General features: G+C 69.1%; 10 protein-coding genes and 1 pseudogene. 9 read left to right on the forward strand and 2 right to left on the reverse strand.

What is annotated here, in order from left to right; genetic code table 11:
- The first annotated feature begins 369 nt into the window (after positions 1-369).
- The 9 genes and pseudogenes from ACQEV8_RS32270 to ACQEV8_RS32310 all read left to right on the forward strand — a co-directional run bounded on the left by ACQEV8_RS32270 (position 370) and on the right by ACQEV8_RS32310 (position 14,778).
- A complete protein-coding gene (locus ACQEV8_RS32270) occupies positions 370-5,865 on the forward strand; it encodes a HAMP domain-containing protein (RefSeq protein WP_432967170.1) in 5,496 nt (1,831 codons plus the stop codon).
- 307 nt (positions 5,866-6,172) lie between these two features.
- Positions 6,173-6,853 (forward strand): response regulator, encoded by a 681-nt coding sequence (locus tag ACQEV8_RS32275; RefSeq protein WP_432967172.1) that lies wholly within the window; start codon positions 6,173-6,175, stop codon positions 6,851-6,853.
- A 127-nt stretch (positions 6,854-6,980) separates the two neighbouring features.
- On the forward strand, positions 6,981-9,737 hold the full coding sequence (locus ACQEV8_RS32280; RefSeq protein WP_432967174.1) for a DNA translocase FtsK: 2,757 nt from the start codon (positions 6,981-6,983) through the stop codon (positions 9,735-9,737).
- Between the two features lie 262 nt (positions 9,738-9,999).
- Positions 10,000-10,848, forward strand: a complete 849-nt coding sequence (locus ACQEV8_RS32285; RefSeq protein ID WP_432967176.1) for a helix-turn-helix domain-containing protein — start codon at positions 10,000-10,002, stop codon at positions 10,846-10,848.
- A gap of 93 nt (positions 10,849-10,941) precedes the next feature.
- On the forward strand, positions 10,942-12,420 hold the full coding sequence (gene rimO / locus ACQEV8_RS32290; protein WP_432967178.1) for a 30S ribosomal protein S12 methylthiotransferase RimO: 1,479 nt from the start codon (positions 10,942-10,944) through the stop codon (positions 12,418-12,420).
- Complete coding sequence (pgsA, locus tag ACQEV8_RS32295; protein ID WP_432967180.1) at positions 12,417-13,265, forward strand: CDP-diacylglycerol--glycerol-3-phosphate 3-phosphatidyltransferase; 849 nt, start codon at positions 12,417-12,419, stop codon at positions 13,263-13,265. The genes rimO and pgsA overlap by 4 nt, the downstream gene beginning before the upstream one ends.
- Positions 13,262-13,590 (forward strand): annotated as a pseudogene (locus ACQEV8_RS32300) (hypothetical protein). Before pgsA ends, ACQEV8_RS32300 begins: the two are co-directional and overlap by 4 nt.
- 109 nt (positions 13,591-13,699) lie before the next feature.
- A complete protein-coding gene (locus tag ACQEV8_RS32305) occupies positions 13,700-14,080 on the forward strand; it encodes a helix-turn-helix domain-containing protein (RefSeq protein ID WP_003993396.1) in 381 nt (126 codons plus the stop codon).
- 227 nt (positions 14,081-14,307) lie between these two features.
- The gene (locus tag ACQEV8_RS32310; RefSeq protein ID WP_432967183.1) at positions 14,308-14,778 is read left to right on the forward strand and encodes a Dps family protein; all 471 of its coding nucleotides are present in this window, start codon (positions 14,308-14,310) and stop codon (positions 14,776-14,778) included.
- A 416-nt stretch (positions 14,779-15,194) separates the two neighbouring features.
- On the opposite strand, the gene ACQEV8_RS32315 is transcribed toward ACQEV8_RS32310, so the two are convergent.
- Both ACQEV8_RS32315 and ACQEV8_RS32320 read right to left on the reverse strand, forming a co-directional pair.
- Positions 15,195-15,959 carry an SDR family NAD(P)-dependent oxidoreductase gene (locus tag ACQEV8_RS32315; RefSeq protein WP_432967185.1) on the reverse strand — a complete coding sequence of 255 codons (765 nt, stop codon included), beginning with the start codon at positions 15,957-15,959 and terminating at the stop codon, positions 15,195-15,197.
- A gap of 32 nt (positions 15,960-15,991) precedes the next feature.
- Positions 15,992-16,822 (reverse strand): Fpg/Nei family DNA glycosylase, encoded by an 831-nt coding sequence (locus ACQEV8_RS32320; RefSeq protein WP_432967187.1) that lies wholly within the window; start codon positions 16,820-16,822, stop codon positions 15,992-15,994.
- Positions 16,823-16,845 lie beyond the last annotated feature (23 nt).

The following is a 16,845-nucleotide window of genomic DNA, read 5'->3' on the forward strand; positions in this document are numbered from 1 at the left end:
CGCCCCTCCGATGCCCGCTCGTCTTCGTGCCACCGCCCAGGCCGGACGGACCGGCGCGGCTGGACAGCCGGATGCAAGGTTACTTACCTTCGCGGTCCATTCGGATGCCGGTCTGCAGTGTTTCCGTCCGGAGGGTGTGCGGACGATGTGCGAAGCTGCCGAACTGTTATGGCCTGGTTCGGCCAGGGTGAAACACTGGGCAAGCTTCTTGTGAAGGTCCGGGCAGGCTGAGTGCCCGAGGCGTACGGCGGGCAGCAGCCCTCTGGCAAGAGCCTGATATGCAGGGCAGAGAATACGCAGTAGTAACTGGTACGCCGAGCGCGGTACCCGAGCACAGCAGTGACGGTCGACCCCTGCGGGAGGGACACAGTGGAGTCTGGCGCAGCGACGCGTGGCACGAAGACGCGCGCGAAAGGCGGACAGTCCCCGAGCAACCAGGGCAAACAGTCCCCGGGGAACCAGGGCAAAGCGCGCAATGGCACCACCGAGGTGGACACGGCGGCCCTGAACCGTCTGATGGCGGCCCTGGTCTCGATGCGGGACGGGAACTTCCGCAAGCGGCTCACGGTGTCCGGGGACGGCGTGATGGCCGAGATCGCGGCCGTCTTCAACGAAGTGGCCGACCGCAATCTGCATCTGACGGGCGAGCTGGCCCGGGTGCGGCGGATGGTGGGCCGTGAGGGCAAGCTGACCGAGCGGTTGGAGACCGGGGCCTGCGAGGGCTCGTGGTCGACGGCGATCGACAACTCGAACGCCCTGGTGGACGATCTGGTGCGGCCGGTTTCCGAGGTCAGCCGGGTGCTGTCCGCGGTGGCCGAGGGTGATCTGTCGCCGCGTATGGAGTTGCGGACGCAGGCTCCGGATGGCAACGGGCATCCCCTGCGCGGCGAGTTCCTGAAGGTCGGGCGGACGGTCAACAACCTGGTCGACCAGCTGTCGACGTTCACCGACGAGGTCACGCGTGTGGCCAGTGAGGTGGGCACCGAGGGCAAGCTGGGCGGTCAGGCACGTGTGCGTGGCATGTCGGGTTCGTGGCGGGATCTCACGGACTCGGTCAACACGATGGCGTACCGGCTGACGGCCCAGGTGAGGGACATCGCGCTGGTGACGACGGCGGTCGCCAAGGGTGATCTGTCCCGGAAGGTCACGGTCCAGGTGGCCGGCGAGATGCTGGAGCTGAAGAACACCGTCAACACGATGGTGGACCAGCTGTCGGCGTTCTCCTCCGAGGTGACCCGTGTGGCCCGTGAGGTGGGCACCGAGGGTGCGCTGGGCGGTCAGGCGCAGGTGCCGGGCGTCGCCGGTGTGTGGAAAGAACTGACCGATTCGGTGAACACCATGGCCGGGAACCTCACGGCCCAGGTGCGCGGGATCGCGGAGGTGACGACCGCGGTCGCCAACGGTGACCTGTCGCGCAAGGTGACCGTGCCGGCGCGCGGTGAGGTCGCGCAGCTCGCCGACACGATCAACCAGATGACCGAGACGCTACGGATCTTCGCCGACGAGGTCACGCGTGTAGCCAACGAGGTCGGGGCCGAGGGGCAGCTCGGCGGTCAGGCGAACGTGCCGGGTGCGGCGGGGACGTGGAAGGACCTCACCGATTCGGTGAACACGGTCTTCCGGAATCTGACCACTCAGGTGCGGGACATCGCCGCCGTCACGACGGCGGTGGCCAATGGTGATCTGTCGCAGAAGGTCACGGTGGACGTGGCCGGCGAGATGCTGGAGCTGAAGAACACCGTCAACACGATGGTCGACCAGTTGTCCTCCTTCGGTGCCGAAGTGACGCGTGTGGCGCGGGAGATCGGTGTCGAGGGTGAGCTGGGCGGCCAGGCACAGGTGCCCGGTGCGGCCGGGACATGGAAGGACCTGACGGACTCCGTCAACACGGCGTTCCGGAACCTCACCGGACAGGTGCGGAACATCGCCCAGGTGACGACGGCGGTGGCCAACGGCGACCTCTCGCAGAAGGTCACCGTCGACGTCTCCGGCGAGATGCTCAAGCTGAAGAACACCGTGAACACGATGGTGGACCAGCTGTCGAGCTTCGCCGACCAGGTGACGCGGATGGCCCGGGACGTGGGCACGGAGGGCCGCCTCGGCGGTCAGGCCCGGGTGGACGGTGTTTCGGGCACGTGGAAGGAGCTCACCGACTCCGTCAACTCGATGGCCGGCAACCTCACCTCCCAGGTGCGCAACATCGCGCAGGTGACGACGGCCGTGGCGCGGGGCGACCTGTCGCAGAAGATCGACGTGGACGCGCGCGGGGAGATCCTCGAGCTGAAGAACACCATCAACACGATGGTCGACCAGCTGTCGGCCTTCGCCGACCAGGTGACCCGGGTCGCGCGCGAGGTGGGTACGGACGGCCGGCTGGGCGGTCAGGCGCAGGTGCCGGGCGTGGCCGGTGTGTGGCGTGACCTGACGGACTCCGTGAACGGCATGGCGTCCAACCTGACCGGCCAGGTGCGCAATATCGCGCAGGTGGCCACGGCGGTGGCCCGGGGTGACCTGTCGCAGAAGATCACCGTGGACGCGCGCGGGGAGATCCTCGAGCTGAAGAACACCCTGAACACGATGGTGGACCAGCTGTCGTCCTTCGCCGAGGAGGTCACGCGTGTGGCCCGCGAGGTGGGTACGGAGGGCATCCTGGGTGGTCAGGCCGAGGTGCAGGGTGTCTCCGGCACCTGGAAGGACCTCACCCAGTCCGTGAACGGCATGGCGAACAACCTGACCATCCAGGTGCGCAACATCGCCGAGGTCACGACCGCGGTCGCCCGGGGCGATCTGTCGAAGAAGATCACCGTGGACGCCAAGGGCGAGATCCTCGAGCTCGTCACGACCGTCAACACCATGGTCGACCAGCTGTCCTCCTTCGCCGAGCAGGTGACCCGGGTGGCCCGGGAGGTGGGCACCGAGGGCATCCTGGGCGGACAGGCGCACGTGCCGGGTGTCACGGGCATCTGGAAGGACCTGAGCGACAACGTCAACCTGATGGCCAAGAACCTCACCACACAGGTGCGGAACATCTCCCAGGTCTCGGCGGCGGTCGCCAGCGGTGACCTGACACGGCAGGTCACCATCGAGGCGCGCGGTGAGGTCGCGCAGCTCGCCGACACCATCAACACGATGGTGAAGACGCTGAGTTCGTTCGCCGAGCAGGTCACCAAGGTGGCCCGTGAGGTGGGTACGGACGGCATCCTCGGCGGGCAGGCGCATGTGCCGGGCGTGGCCGGTACGTGGAAGGACCTGACCGAGTCCGTGAACGGCATGGCCTCCAACCTGACCGGCCAGGTGCGCAACATCGCCATGGTGACCACGGCCATCGCCAAGGGTGACCTGACGAAGAAGATCGACATCGACGCGCGCGGCGAGATCCTGGAGCTGAAGACGACCATCAACACGATGGTCGACCAGCTGTCCTCCTTCGCCGAGGAGGTCACCCGGGTCGCCCGCGAGGTGGGTACGGAAGGGCAGCTCGGCGGGCAGGCACGCGTGCGTGACGTCGACGGGACGTGGCGCGACCTGACCGAGTCCGTGAACGAGATGGCCGGGAACCTGACGCGGCAGGTGCGTGCCATCGCGCGCGTGGCGACCGCGGTGACCCGTGGCGACCTGAACCTGAAGATCGACGTGGACGCGTCCGGGGAGATCCAGGAGCTCCAGGACTACATCAACAAGATGATCGCCAACCTGCGTGACACCACGATCGCCAACAAGGAGCAGGACTGGCTCAAGGGCAACCTGGCCCGGATCTCCGCGCTGATGCAGGGCCGCCGTGACCTGGAGGACGTGGCCTCGCTGATCATGAGCGAGCTGACGCCGGTGGTGTCCGCGCAGCACGGCGCGTTCTTCCTGGCGATGCCGCTCGTCGACGGCGAGGACAAGAACCCCGCGGGCGACGACCAGTACGAGCTGCGCATGCTCGGCTCGTACGGCTACTCGATGGGCTCCATGCCGACGTCGTTCCAGCCCGGTGAGGCGCTCATCGGGACGGCCGCCACGGAAAAGCGCACGATCCTCGTGGAGAACGCGCCCAGCGGCTATCTGAGGATCTCCTCGGGGCTCGGTGAGGCACCGCCCGCGCAGGTGATCGTGTTGCCGGTGCTGTTCGAGGGCAAGGTGCTCGGGGTCATCGAGTTGGCCTCCTTCACTCCCTTTACGCAGATCCAGAAGGATTTCCTCAACCAGATCGCCGAGATGATCGCGACGAGCGTCAACACCATCTCCGTCAACACCAAGACCGAGCTGTTGCTGGCGCAGTCGCAGGAGCTGACCGAGCAACTGCGTGAACGGTCGGCGGAGTTGGAGCAGCGGCAGAAGGCCCTCCAGGCGTCCAACGCCGAACTGGAGGAGAAGGCCGAGCTGCTGGCCCAGCAGAACCGTGACATCGAGGTGAAGAACACCGAGATCGAGGAGGCGCGCCAGGTCCTGGAGGAGCGCGCCGAGCAGCTCGCCGTGTCGATGCGCTACAAGAGCGAGTTCCTGGCGAACATGTCGCACGAACTGCGTACGCCGCTCAACTCGCTGCTGATCCTGGCCAAGCTGCTCGCCGACAACGCCGAGGGGAACCTCTCCCCGAAGCAGGTCGAGTTCGCCGAGACCATCCACGGGGCCGGTTCCGACCTGCTCCAGCTCATCAACGACATCCTCGACCTGTCGAAGGTCGAGGCGGGCAAGATGGACGTCTCCCCGACGCGCATCGCGCTCGTCCAGCTCGTGGACTACGTGGAGGCCACCTTCCGTCCGCTGACCGCGGAGAAGGGCCTTGACCTGTCGGTGCGGGTGTCGCCGGAGCTGCCCGCCACGCTGCACACCGATGAGCAGCGGCTGCTGCAGGTGCTGCGCAACCTGCTGTCGAACGCGGTGAAGTTCACCGACTCGGGGTCGGTGGAGCTGGTCATCAGGCCGGCGCGGGACGATGTGCCGCAGCGGATCCGGGCGCAGCTGCTGGAGACCGGGTCGCTGACCGACCCGGACGCCGAGCTGATCGCGTTCTCCGTGACGGACACCGGCATCGGTATCGCCTCCAGCAAGATGCGGGTGATCTTCGAGGCGTTCAAGCAGGCCGACGGCACGACCAGCCGCAAGTACGGCGGTACGGGCCTCGGGCTGTCCATCTCGCGGGAGATCGCCCAGCTGCTCGGCGGTGAGATTTACGCGCAGAGCGAGACGGGCCGCGGCTCGACGTTCACGCTGTACCTGCCGCTGCACCCCAGCGAACTGCCGCCACAGGGCTACCAGCAGCAGCTGCCCGCCCTGGAGGTCGGTGACCTGGTGGCGCCGTCGTCCGACCTGTCCGAGCTGTCCGAGGCGGAGGTCGACACGCCGGCCGAGGTGAAGTCGTACCGCGACACGCAGAACGGACCGGCGGCCCTGTTCCGGCGGCGCCGCAGGATGCCCGAGCTGGAGGCGCGCCCCGCGCCGCCGGAGCAGTGGACGCCCTCCGAGCGGGAACTGGCGCCGAAGACGCACCGCGGCATCCGGTTCGGCGGTGAGAAGGTCCTCATCGTCGACGACGACATCCGCAACGTGTTCGCCTTGACCAGTGTCCTGGAGCAGCACGGCCTGTCCGTGCTGTACGCCGAGAACGGCCGAGAGGGCATCGAGGTGCTGGAGCAGCACGACGATGTGGCGGTCGTCCTGATGGACATCATGATGCCCGAGATGGATGGGTACGCGACGACCACGGCGATCCGCAGGATGCCGCAGTTCGCCGGGCTGCCGATCATCGCGCTGACCGCGAAGGCCATGAAGGGCGACCGGGAGAAGGCGATCGAGTCGGGTGCCTCCGACTACGTCACGAAGCCGGTCGACCCCGATCACCTGCTCGCGGTGATGGATCAGTGGATGCGAGGGGAATGAGGGGAACATCGGGTCGTCGCGCAACCGTGCGGGGAAGGTTCGGTGTTCACGCGGAGTTGCCGACTCGATGTGCGCATAGTCGTGTAGAAGTACAAGATCTGGGGAACCTTCTGGTCTCCTGCCGCGTTTCCGCTACGTGCACAGTGACATCACGGTGACAGGGTGTGGCGACAGGCAGGGTGCGGCTACGATGACCGGCACAAGGACGGGCGACGTAAGGGAGTCGTCCCCTGGGGCGGCACCGACCGGTGCGTCCCCAGGTCCTGCGGACAGGGGAGGCCCCACGCCGGGGCGAGGAGGGCGGGCCATGGTGCAGAAGGCCAAGATCCTCCTGGTCGATGACCGGCCGGAGAATCTGCTGGCGCTGGAGGCGATCCTCTCTGCGCTCGATCAGACGCTGGTGCGGGCATCGTCCGGGGAGGAAGCACTCAAAGCGCTGCTCACGGACGACTTCGCGGTCATTTTGCTGGACGTCCAGATGCCGGGCATGGACGGCTTCGAGACAGCGGCGCACATCAAGCGACGTGAGCGGACCCGGGACATCCCGATCATCTTCCTCACGGCGATCAACCACGGCCCGCACCACACCTTCCGGGGTTACGCGGCGGGCGCGGTCGACTACATCTCCAAGCCGTTCGACCCGTGGGTGCTGCGCGCGAAGGTCTCCGTCTTCGTCGAGCTGTACATGAAGAACTGCCAGCTGCGTGAGCAGGCGTCGTTGCTGCGGCTCCAGTTGGAGGGCGGCGACAAGAGCGAGGGCGGCGAGGCCAAGGAGTCGGCCGGGCTGCTCGCGGAGCTCTCGGCGCGGCTCGCGGCCGTCGAGGAGCAGGCCGAGGCGCTGACCAAGCAGCTGAACGACGAGTCGACGGACGCGGCCGCGGTGGCCACGGCGGCTCATCTTGAGCGCAAGCTCACGGGGTTGCGGCGGGCGCTGGACGCGCTGGAGCCGGGCACCGGGAGCACACCTTCGGTGTCCTCGCAGAACTGACGCGCGGGCGGGCGTGGTTGCCCGTCCATGAACGCGCGTCAGTTTCGCGCCTCTCCCGGAGCGACACGAACGGGTGAAGCCGCAGGCACACGTGTCCCCTGCCGTCTCCACCGGTAACCTCACACCCATGGCCTCACGTTCCTCCGCAGCCAAGAAGCCGCCCGCGAAGAAGGCGGCCGCTTCCGCGAAGGCTCCGGCGAAGAAGGCCGCTGCCAAAAAGGCTCCCGCGAAGAAGGCGCCCGCCAAGAAGGCCGCGGCGAAGAAGCCCGCGCCCAAACCGGCACCCAGCCCGACCGGGGGCATCTACCGGCTCGTGCGTGCCGTGTGGCTCGGCGTCGCACACGCCGTCGGCGCCGTGTTCCGCGGCATAGGGCAGGGCGCCAGGAACCTCGACCCGGCGCACCGCAAGGACGGTGTCGCGCTGCTGCTGCTCGGCATCGCGCTGATCGTCGCCGCCGGCACCTGGGCCGACCTGAAGGGCCCCGTGGGCGATCTGGTCGAGATCCTGGTGACCGGTGCCTTCGGCCGGCTCGACCTGCTCGTGCCGATACTGCTCGCGGTCATCGCCGTGCGGTTCATTCGCCATCCGGAGCAGCCCGAGGCCAACGGACGCATCGTCATCGGCCTGTCGGCGCTCGTCATCGGCGTGCTCGGCCAGATCCACATCGCCTGCGGCTCGCCCGCGCGTGGCGCAGGCATGCAGGCCATAAGGGATGCCGGCGGGCTCATCGGCTGGGCCATGGCGACGCCGCTGTCGTACGCCATGGGCCATGTGCTCGCCGTGCCGCTGCTCGTGCTGCTGACGGTCTTCGGGCTGCTGGTCGTCACGGCCACTCCCGTCAACGCCATTCCGCAGCGGCTGCGGCTGCTCGGGATGCGGCTCGGGATCGTCCGGGATCCGGCCGAGGACGAGTTCGGCGAGGACGACGAGCGCTACGAGGAGCAGTGGCGGGAGGCACTGCCCGCCAGGCCGCGGGGCAGGCGCGCGCCGGCGCCCGCGGAGTACGACCCCGACACTGCCGAGCAGGAGGCTCTCTCCCGGCGCCGCGGCCGTCCCCGCCGGTCCGCCGTGCCGCAGCCGGACATGAACCGGCCCATGGACGCCGTGGACGTCGCCGCCGCGGCCGCCGCCGCGCTCGACGGTGCCGTCATGCACGGGATGCCGCCCTCGCCGATCGTCGCCGACCTCACCCAGGGCGTCACGGTAGGGGACCGCGAGGCGACCACGCCGACGCCCGTCCCGGCCGCACGCCCCCAGCAGGACAAGGCCAAGCCCAGGCAGGAGAAGCTCAAGAAGGACGAGCCCGAGCGGGAGAAGCCGAGGGCGGGCGTCCGGGACCTCACCAAGGCCCCGCCCTCCGAGCCCCGCGACCTGCCCGCGCGTGCGGAGCAGTTGCAGCTCTCCGGGGACATCACGTACTCCCTGCCGTCGCTCGATCTGCTGGAGCGCGGTGGCCCGGGCAAGGCCCGCAGCGCCGCCAACGACGCCATCGTCGAGTCGCTGACCACCGTCTTCACCGAGTTCAAGGTGGACGCCAGTGTCACCGGCTTCACTCGCGGGCCGACGGTCACGCGCTACGAGGTGGAGCTCGGACCCGCGGTGAAGGTCGAGCGGATCACCGCGCTGACCAAGAACATCGCCTACGCCGTCGCCTCCCCGGACGTACGGATCATCAGCCCGATCCCCGGCAAGTCCGCGGTCGGCATCGAGATCCCGAACACCGACCGGGAGATGGTCAACCTCGGTGACGTACTCCGTCTGGCGGAGTCCGCGGAGGACGACGACCCGATGCTGGTCGCCTTCGGCAAGGACGTCGAGGGCGGCTTCGTCATGCACTCGCTGGCGAAGATGCCGCACATGCTGGTCGCCGGCGCCACCGGATCCGGCAAGTCGTCCTGCATCAACTGCCTGATCACCTCGGTCATGATGCGGGCGACCCCGGAGGACGTCCGGATGATCCTCGTCGACCCGAAGCGGGTCGAGCTGACCGCCTACGAGGGCATCCCGCACCTGATCACGCCGATTATCACCAACCCCAAGCGGGCCGCCGAGGCGCTCCAGTGGGTCGTACGCGAGATGGATCTGCGCTATGACGACCTGGCGGCCTACGGATACCGGCACATCGACGACTTCAACCGGGCCGTGCGCGAGGGCAAGGTCAAGCCGCCCGAGGGCAGCGAGCGGGAGCTCCAGCCGTACCCCTATCTGCTGGTCATCGTGGACGAGCTCGCCGACCTGATGATGGTCGCGCCGCGGGACGTCGAGGACGCGATCGTGCGCATCACGCAGCTCGCGCGCGCGGCCGGCATCCACCTGGTCCTCGCCACGCAGCGGCCCTCGGTCGACGTCGTCACCGGTCTGATCAAGGCGAACGTGCCGTCGCGGCTCGCCTTCGCCACCTCGTCGCTGGCGGACTCCCGCGTCATCCTCGACCAGGCGGGTGCCGAGAAGCTCATCGGCAAGGGCGACGGGCTGTTCCTGCCGATGGGGGCCAGCAAGCCGACCCGTATGCAGGGCGCCTTCGTGACCGAGGAGGAGATCGCGGGTGTCGTCCAGCACTGCAAGGACCAGATGGCACCCGTCTTCCGGGACGACGTCACCGTCGGCACCAAGCAGAAGAAGGAGATCGACGAGGACATCGGTGACGACCTCGACCTGCTGTGCCAGGCGGCCGAACTGGTCGTCTCCACGCAGTTCGGGTCGACGTCCATGCTCCAGCGCAAACTGCGTGTCGGCTTCGCCAAGGCCGGGCGGCTGATGGACCTGATGGAGTCCCGGAACATCGTCGGACCGAGCGAGGGTTCCAAGGCACGTGACGTTCTTGTGAAGCCTGATGAGCTGGATGGCGTGCTCGCGCTGATCCGGGGGGAGTCTGAAGGGTAGGGAAGCGGCGGTCGCCTCGCGGGGCGGGTACGGCAACCGGGCCGGGTGTCCGGATCGTGACTCACCCGTTAGGAGTCATTGAGCAACCGTTTCCCTCCGGCGTACGTCAAGTTGAGGGAGGCGAAAAGCACCGACCCCACCATCGGAATGTCGGGCCATTCCGATGGCGTACAAAGTGACTCCGCCCGGTTGCCCCACCCTTTCACACCCCCCCTAGACTGAACTTCCAGCACAGGCGGCTACACGCTCGAAAGGCGCCCCCGTGTCCATCGGCAACTCCCCTGAAGACGAGCGTCCGTTCGAAGACGAGCGCGTCGAAGACGACCGCGAGGAAGCCCGCCCCTCCATCGGCCGTGTCCTGCAGCAGGCGCGTATCGCAGCCGGACTGACCGTCGACGACATCAGTAGCGCCACCCGGGTCCGCATGAACATCGTGCACGCCATCGAGGCCGACGACTTCACCGCCTGCGGTGGGGACGTCTACGCCCGCGGGCACATCCGGACCCTGGCCAAGGCCGTCCATCTCGACCCCGCGCCGCTGCTCGCCCAGTACGGCGACACGCACGGCGGCCGTCCCGCGCCGACCCCGGCGGCTCCCCTGTTCGAGGCGGAACGCATCCGTCCGGAGCGGCGGGGCCCGAACTGGACCGCGGCCATGGTCGCCGCGATCGTCGTCGTGATCGGTTTCGTAGGGTTCACCATGTTCCAGGGCGGCGACGACGGCGCCGGCGAGGCCAATGTGGCCGACGGCTCCACGCCCGGTGCGTCCGTCTCCCCGACCACCAAGTCCAAGAAGCCCGCCGAACCCAAGCCCAAACCCTCCGACAGCGCCATCGCGGCCGCGCCTCAGGACAAGGTGACGGTCCGGGTGGCCGCCGCCGACGGCCGCAGCTGGATCGCCGCCAAGGACCACAACGGCCGGATGCTCTTCGACGGCGTCCTCAAGCAGGGCGATTCCAAGACCTTCCAGGACAGCTCGAAGGTGCACCTCGTCCTCGGGGACGCCGGCGCGATCGACCTCTTCGTCAACGGCAAGAAGATCGAGGACGACTTCCAGCCGGGGTCCGTGGAACGTCTCACGTACACGAAGGGCGACCCCGAGGCCGGGTGACCGCGCCCCAGGGGTGTCCGACGTACGGGGTTGGCCGGGATCGGCCAACCCCGTCGACGTGGGGTGTCAGCGGGACGAAGTACTCTTGAGCCCATGCCTGAACGCCGTACCGTCGCACTGGTCACCCTTGGCTGCGCCCGTAACGAGGTGGACTCGGAGGAGCTCGCAGGCCGTCTGGAGGCCGACGGCTGGCACCTCGTGGAGGACGCCGAGGACGCGGACGTCGCCGTCGTGAACACCTGCGGCTTCGTCGAGGCCGCCAAGAAGGACTCCGTCGACGCCCTCCTGGAAGCCAACGACCTCAAGGGGCACGGCAGAACCCAGGCCGTGGTGGCGGTGGGCTGCATGGCCGAGCGGTACGGCAAGGAACTCGCCGAGGCCCTCCCCGAGGCGGACGGCGTGCTCGGATTCGATGACTACACGGACATCTCGGACCGGCTCCAGACCATCCTCAACGGCGGCATCCACGCCTCGCACACCCCGCGCGACCGGCGCAAGCTGCTGCCGATCAGCCCGGCGGAGCGACAGGAGTCAGCCGCCGAGGTCGCCCTGCCCGGGCACGCCCCGGCCGACCTTCCGGAAGGCCTCGCTCCGGCCTCCGGTCCCCGCGCGCCCCTGCGCCGTCGCCTCGACGGCACCCCGGTCGCCTCCGTGAAGCTCGCCTCCGGCTGCGACCGGCGCTGCTCCTTCTGCGCCATCCCGTCCTTCCGCGGCTCGTTCATCTCCCGCCGCCCGAGCGATGTGCTGAACGAGACCCGCTGGCTGGCCGAGCAGGGCGTGAAGGAGATCATGCTGGTCTCCGAGAACAACACCTCCTACGGCAAGGACCTGGGCGACATCCGCCTGCTGGAGTCGCTGCTGCCCGAGCTCGCCGAGGTCGACGGCATCGAGCGGGTCCGGGTGAGCTACCTCCAGCCCGCGGAGATGCGGCCCGGCCTGATCGACGTCCTGACGTCGACCCCGAAGGTCGCGCCCTACTTCGACCTCTCCTTCCAGCACTCCGCGCCCGGCGTGCTGCGCGCGATGCGCCGCTTCGGCGACACCGACCGCTTCCTGGAGCTGCTCGACACCATCCGGAGCAAGGCGCCCGAGGCCGGTGTGCGCTCCAACTTCATCGTCGGCTTCCCCGGCGAGAGCGAGGCCGACCTCGCCGAACTGGAGCGGTTCCTGAACGGCGCGCGGCTGGACGCCATCGGCGTCTTCGGCTACTCCGACGAGGAGGGCACCGAGGCGGCGACCTACGAGAACAAGCTCGACGAGGACGTGGTCGCCGAGCGGCTGGCCCGGGTCTCGCGGCTGGCCGAGGAGCTCGTCTCACAGCGCGCCGAGGAGCGCGTCGGCCAGACGCTGCACGTGCTCGTCGAGTCTGTCGACGAGGAGGGCGTGTACGGCCGCGCCGCGCACCAGGCGCCCGAGACGGACGGCCAGGTGCAGCTCACGAGCGGCGCGGGACTCCGCACCGGTCGTATGGTCGAGGCGAAGGTGGTCGGTACGGAGGGTGTCGACCTGGTGGCCGAGCCCCTGCAGGGTTCGTTCGCGTCGCCTGCGTGGAGTGAGGAGGCGGGCAGATGACCGGTGTCCCGGCAGCTGCGGCGGGAGGCGCCTCCGGCGCGAGGAGGGCCGCGGCCGGTGCGGCCTCGGGGCAGGTGCCCGGGTCGGCGGTCGGCCGTACGGCCGCGAGGTCGGCCGAGGGCGGGACGTCCGGTGCGGGGCACGGTGCGAGTGGCAGTGGGGCTTTCGTCGGTGAGAGCTCGGACGGGGCCGGCGTCGACGCCCAGGGTGAAGACAAGGGTGCGCGGGGCGGGAAGCTGACGGCGGCGGCCGTCAACCAGGCCAGTGTCTGGAACATCGCCAATTTCCTGACCATGCTCCGGCTGGTCCTCGTGCCGGCCTTCGTGGCGCTGATGCTCGCGGACGGCGGGTACGACCCGGCGTGGCGCGCCCTCGCCTGGGCGGCCTTCGCCATCGCCATGATCACGGACATCTTCGACGGTCACCTGGCGCGCACGTACAACCTGGTCACCGACTTCGGGAAGATCGCCGACCCCATCGCCGACAAGGCGATCATGGGTGCGGCGCTGATCTGCCTGTCGGCGCTCGGGGATCTGCCGTGGTGGGTGACCGGCGTCATCCTCGGGCGGGAACTCGGGATCACCCTCCTGCGTTTTGTTGTCATCCGGTACGGCGTCATCCCCGCCAGCCGCGGCGGCAAGCTCAAGACCCTCACCCAGGGCGTGGCCGTGGGCATGTATGTGCTGGCGCTGACGGGGTGGCTGGCCACCTTGAGGTGGTGGGTGATGGCCGCTGCGGTCGTGCTGACCGTGGTGACCGGGCTCGACTATGTGAAACAGGCCATTGTGCTGCGCAGGCAGGGAATCGCCGAGCGCAAGGCCGCGTTGGAGGAGAAGGAAGCGTGAGTTCCACGGCCACTTACGTGGTGCGACTACTCACGGTGAAGGGCCGGGCGCTCGCCGTCTCGGAGTCGTTGACCGGTGGCCTCGTAGCGGCGGCGGACGTCACATCAACCTCCAGAGCGTCACAGGCACCCTGGAGGGGCCCTTCGGGGGCGATTCCGGTTCTGCCCGCGGCGGAAAAGTGAAGGCTCTGCGGTTGAACGGCGACCGCGAGGAAATTCGTAGAGAGAGTGTACGGAGCGTACTCGCACTGCTCCTGAAGGAGCTTGCGGGCGAACAGACTGGGAATGAGCGGACACAGGATACGGAACGGAACGGGGGGTTTTGATGTTTGCAGCCCTGAGTGAACACGACATCGCTCCCCGCACGGCCGCGGCGCAAGGCGGTACGGTGGGGCGTAATGGATGCGGCTACGCGGTCCGAGGAGGGAGCCACCGATGATTCTGCTCCGTCGCCTGCTGGGTGACGTGCTGCGTCGGCAGCGCCAGCGCCAGGGCCGTACTCTGCGCGAAGTCTCCTCGTCCGCCCGAGTCTCACTCGGCTATCTCTCCGAGGTGGAGCGGGGGCAGAAGGAGGCTTCCTCCGAGCTGCTCTCCGCCATCTGCGACGCGCTGGACGTACGGATGTCCGAGCTCATGCGGGAAGTGAGCGATGAGCTCGCCCTCGCCGAGCTGGCTCAGTCTGCTGCGGCCACCCCCAGCGAGCCTGTACCCACGCCGGTTCGCCCGATGCTGGGTTCCGTTTCGGTGACCGGTGTGCCACCGGAGCGGGTGACCATCAAGGCGCCCGCCGAGGCGGTGGACGTCGTCGCCGCGTGAGCGTTTTCGCGTACGCGGTATGAAGCGAACGGCGCCGATCAGGCGCTGAGAAGTGCTGAGGCCCCGGCCGGGCCTCTCCGGGAGATCCGGAGGGGTGCCCGCCCGGGGTTTTTGCTTGCGCGCGGACAGTCCGCCGTCGGACGCCCGTTTTTTCATGTGCGTTTGCTGGTGTGGCGTACGGCGGTCATCGTTGAGGGGATGGCGGGGGCCAGTCCACGGAGGTGCGGATGTACGTCGTGAAGAGCCCGTTGTCCGACGCGAGCCTGAAGACCGTGTCGGAGGCGCTGCAAGGTGCGCTGGTCGACCTGGTGGATCTCGCGCTCGTGGCGAAGCAGATCCACTGGAACGTGGTGGGACCGCGCTTCCGTTCAGTCCATCTCCAGCTCGACGAGGTCGTCGACACCGCGCGGAAGTACTCCGACACCGTGGCGGAGCGTGCCGCGGCGCTCGGTATCTCGCCCGACGGACGTGCCGCGACGGTGGCCGTCGGCAGCGGAATCGGCGTGACCCCCGAAGGGTGGGTCGATGACACGACCGCCGTGGGGACGCTCGTGGAGGCGCTGGGCGCGGTGATCGCGCGGATGCGGGAGCGGGTCGAGGCGACAGGCGAGCCGGACCCGGTGAGCCAGGACATCTTCATCGGGATCACAGCGGAACTGGAGAAGCATCACTGGATGTTCCAGGCCGAGAACGGGTGACGGAACCGGGTGACAGGCCGGCCGGGTGCGATGCCGCCCGGCTTCGAGTGGTGCGCGGTGCGCCTGTGTGCCGTTGGTGCGCCCTGCCCGCGGGTCCGAGCGGCCGAATAGCGTCGGGCTGGAGGTGTCGGCCATGGCGGGGATAGGGCGCTGGGGGCCTGGGGCTGGGGGATCCGCGGAGCCGTGCTCGGCCTGGGGTTGCTGTGGTGGTGGGCCGTGCTCCGGCTGGCGGTCGTGCCCGCGGCCGGGGAGCTGGAGGCGGCGGTCGTGGCCGGGGGATGGGGGCTGAGCGTGTTGCCGGTGCACTGTGTGCCGAAGGGGAGGGCGAGTGGTGTGCTCGGTTCGGGGCGGTGGCGGAGGGTGTGGGGGGTGCGGGGTGAACGCGGGACGCGTGCGGGGTGATCGTCGGACCCGCGCTACCACGGCATCGCCACACCCCCGTTCGGGCGGAGAATCTGGCCTGTGGTGAAGGCCGAGGCGTCGGATGCCAGGTGCAGGACCGCGTGAGCGATGTCCTCGGGCTCACCCACCCGGCCCAGGGGTGACATGCGGGCCATGAAGGACTCCGTGTGGGTCTGGGCCTCGCTGTCGTGGCGGTCGGTCATCGGCGTACGGATCCAGCCGGGAGCGACCGCGTTGACGCGGATACCGTGTCGGCCGACCTCCGTCGCGAGGGTCTTCGTCAGCTGGACCACTGCCGCCTTCGCCGCGCCATAGCAGAGCAGCCCGGGACCGCCGGTGTCGACGGCGCCCGAGGCCATGGTGACGATGCTGCCCCGGGTGCCGGTGGCGATCATCAGTCGGGCCGCCTCCTGACAGGTGTACAGCACACCTTTGAAGTTGACGTCGAGCACCCGGTCGAGGTCCTCGTCCCGGGTCTCCAGTACGGGGCTGCTGTGCATGATGCCGGCGATCGCGGCCAGGGCGTCGAGGCGTTCGCAGGAGGTGATGGCCTGCTTCAGCTGGGAGCGGTCGGTGACGTCGAGGAGGTGTGGGTGGGCCGTGCCGCCGGTGTCCTTGATCAGGGTCGCCGTCTCGTGCAGCCCCTCGCTGTCGCGGTCCGCGCAGTGCACGGTCGCGCCCGCCTCGGCGAGCAGCAGGGCCGAGGCGCGGCCGATACCGCTCGCGGCCCCGGTGACGAACGCGCTGCGGCCGGTGAGGTCGTACGCCGTGACGGGCATGCAAGGACCGTACGAGCGGATCTGACGGGTCGTCAATTGCCTGGGGCGGGCCGGATGCGTCTGGCCGGGGCCGGGGCGGGGCCCGGCTGGCAGGTGGGACACCAGTAGGTCGGACGTTCGCGCGAGCCGTCGCCCTGGTCGGCGACGCGTACGGAGGTACCGCAGCGCAGGCAGGGGCGGGGAGCCCGGCCGTAGACGAAGAGGTCCTGGCCGTGGCGGCCCGTCGTGCTGCGGACCGGGCGGTCGCGGTTGGTCTCCAGCAGCTTCTTGGCCAGCGCGGGCAGCTTCGCGGTGCGTTCGGCGGGCAGGTCGCCCACGGGGAGCCAGGGGGTGACGCCGAGCAGGAAGCAGAGCTCGCTCTTGTAGACATTGCCGATGCCGGCGAGATTGCGCTGGTCGAGCAGGGCTTCCCCGAAGGGGCGGGCGGGGTCCTGGAGGACATGGGCGAGGGCCCGCTCGGGGTCCCAGTCCGGGCCGAGGAGGTCCGGGCCGAGGTGGCCCACCGCGCGGTGCTCGTCGGTGGTGCGCAGGAGTTCCAGGACGGGGAGGCGGTAGCCGACGGCTGTGCTGTCGGCGTTCGCGAGGATCGCGCGGATCTGGTGGCCGGGGCCGCCGGTCCATCGCCGGCCGTTCGCGTAGACCTTCCAGGAGCCGTCCATCCGCAGATGGGAGTGGAGCGTCAGGCCGCCCTCCACGCGGGTCAGGAGGTGCTTGCCGCGCGGGGTGACGTCGAGGACCGCACGGCCCGTGAGGTCGGCCGTGGCGAACCGGGGCACCCGCAGGTCGCTGCGGGTCAGCACCTTGCCCGCGAGGGCGCCGTGCAGCCGCTTCGCGGTCTGCCAGACCGTGTCACCTTCGGGCATGGGTCAAGGGTGGCACGGGGCGT

Origin of the sequence: Streptomyces sp. CA-179760 (assembly GCF_050937045.1) — a bacterium.
In the GTDB taxonomy this organism is placed as follows: Bacteria; Actinomycetota; Actinomycetes; order Streptomycetales; family Streptomycetaceae; genus Streptomyces.

Excerpts from the sequence above, each read along its gene's own strand:
- ACQEV8_RS32275 (WP_432967172.1), top strand. The coding sequence starts at position 6,173 with ATGGTGCAGAAGGCCAAGATCCTCCTGGTCGATGACCGGCCGGAGAAT.
- ACQEV8_RS32280 (WP_432967174.1), top strand. The coding sequence starts at position 6,981 with ATGGCCTCACGTTCCTCCGCAGCCAAGAAGCCGCCCGCGAAGAAGGCG.
- rimO (WP_432967178.1), top strand. The coding sequence starts at position 10,942 with ATGCCTGAACGCCGTACCGTCGCACTGGTCACCCTTGGCTGCGCCCGT.
- pgsA (WP_432967180.1), top strand. The coding sequence starts at position 12,417 with ATGACCGGTGTCCCGGCAGCTGCGGCGGGAGGCGCCTCCGGCGCGAGG.
- ACQEV8_RS32305 (WP_003993396.1), top strand. The coding sequence starts at position 13,700 with ATGATTCTGCTCCGTCGCCTGCTGGGTGACGTGCTGCGTCGGCAGCGC.
- ACQEV8_RS32310 (WP_432967183.1), top strand. The coding sequence starts at position 14,308 with ATGTACGTCGTGAAGAGCCCGTTGTCCGACGCGAGCCTGAAGACCGTG.
- ACQEV8_RS32315 (WP_432967185.1), bottom strand. The coding sequence starts at position 15,959 with ATGCCCGTCACGGCGTACGACCTCACCGGCCGCAGCGCGTTCGTCACC.
- ACQEV8_RS32320 (WP_432967187.1), bottom strand. The coding sequence starts at position 16,822 with ATGCCCGAAGGTGACACGGTCTGGCAGACCGCGAAGCGGCTGCACGGC.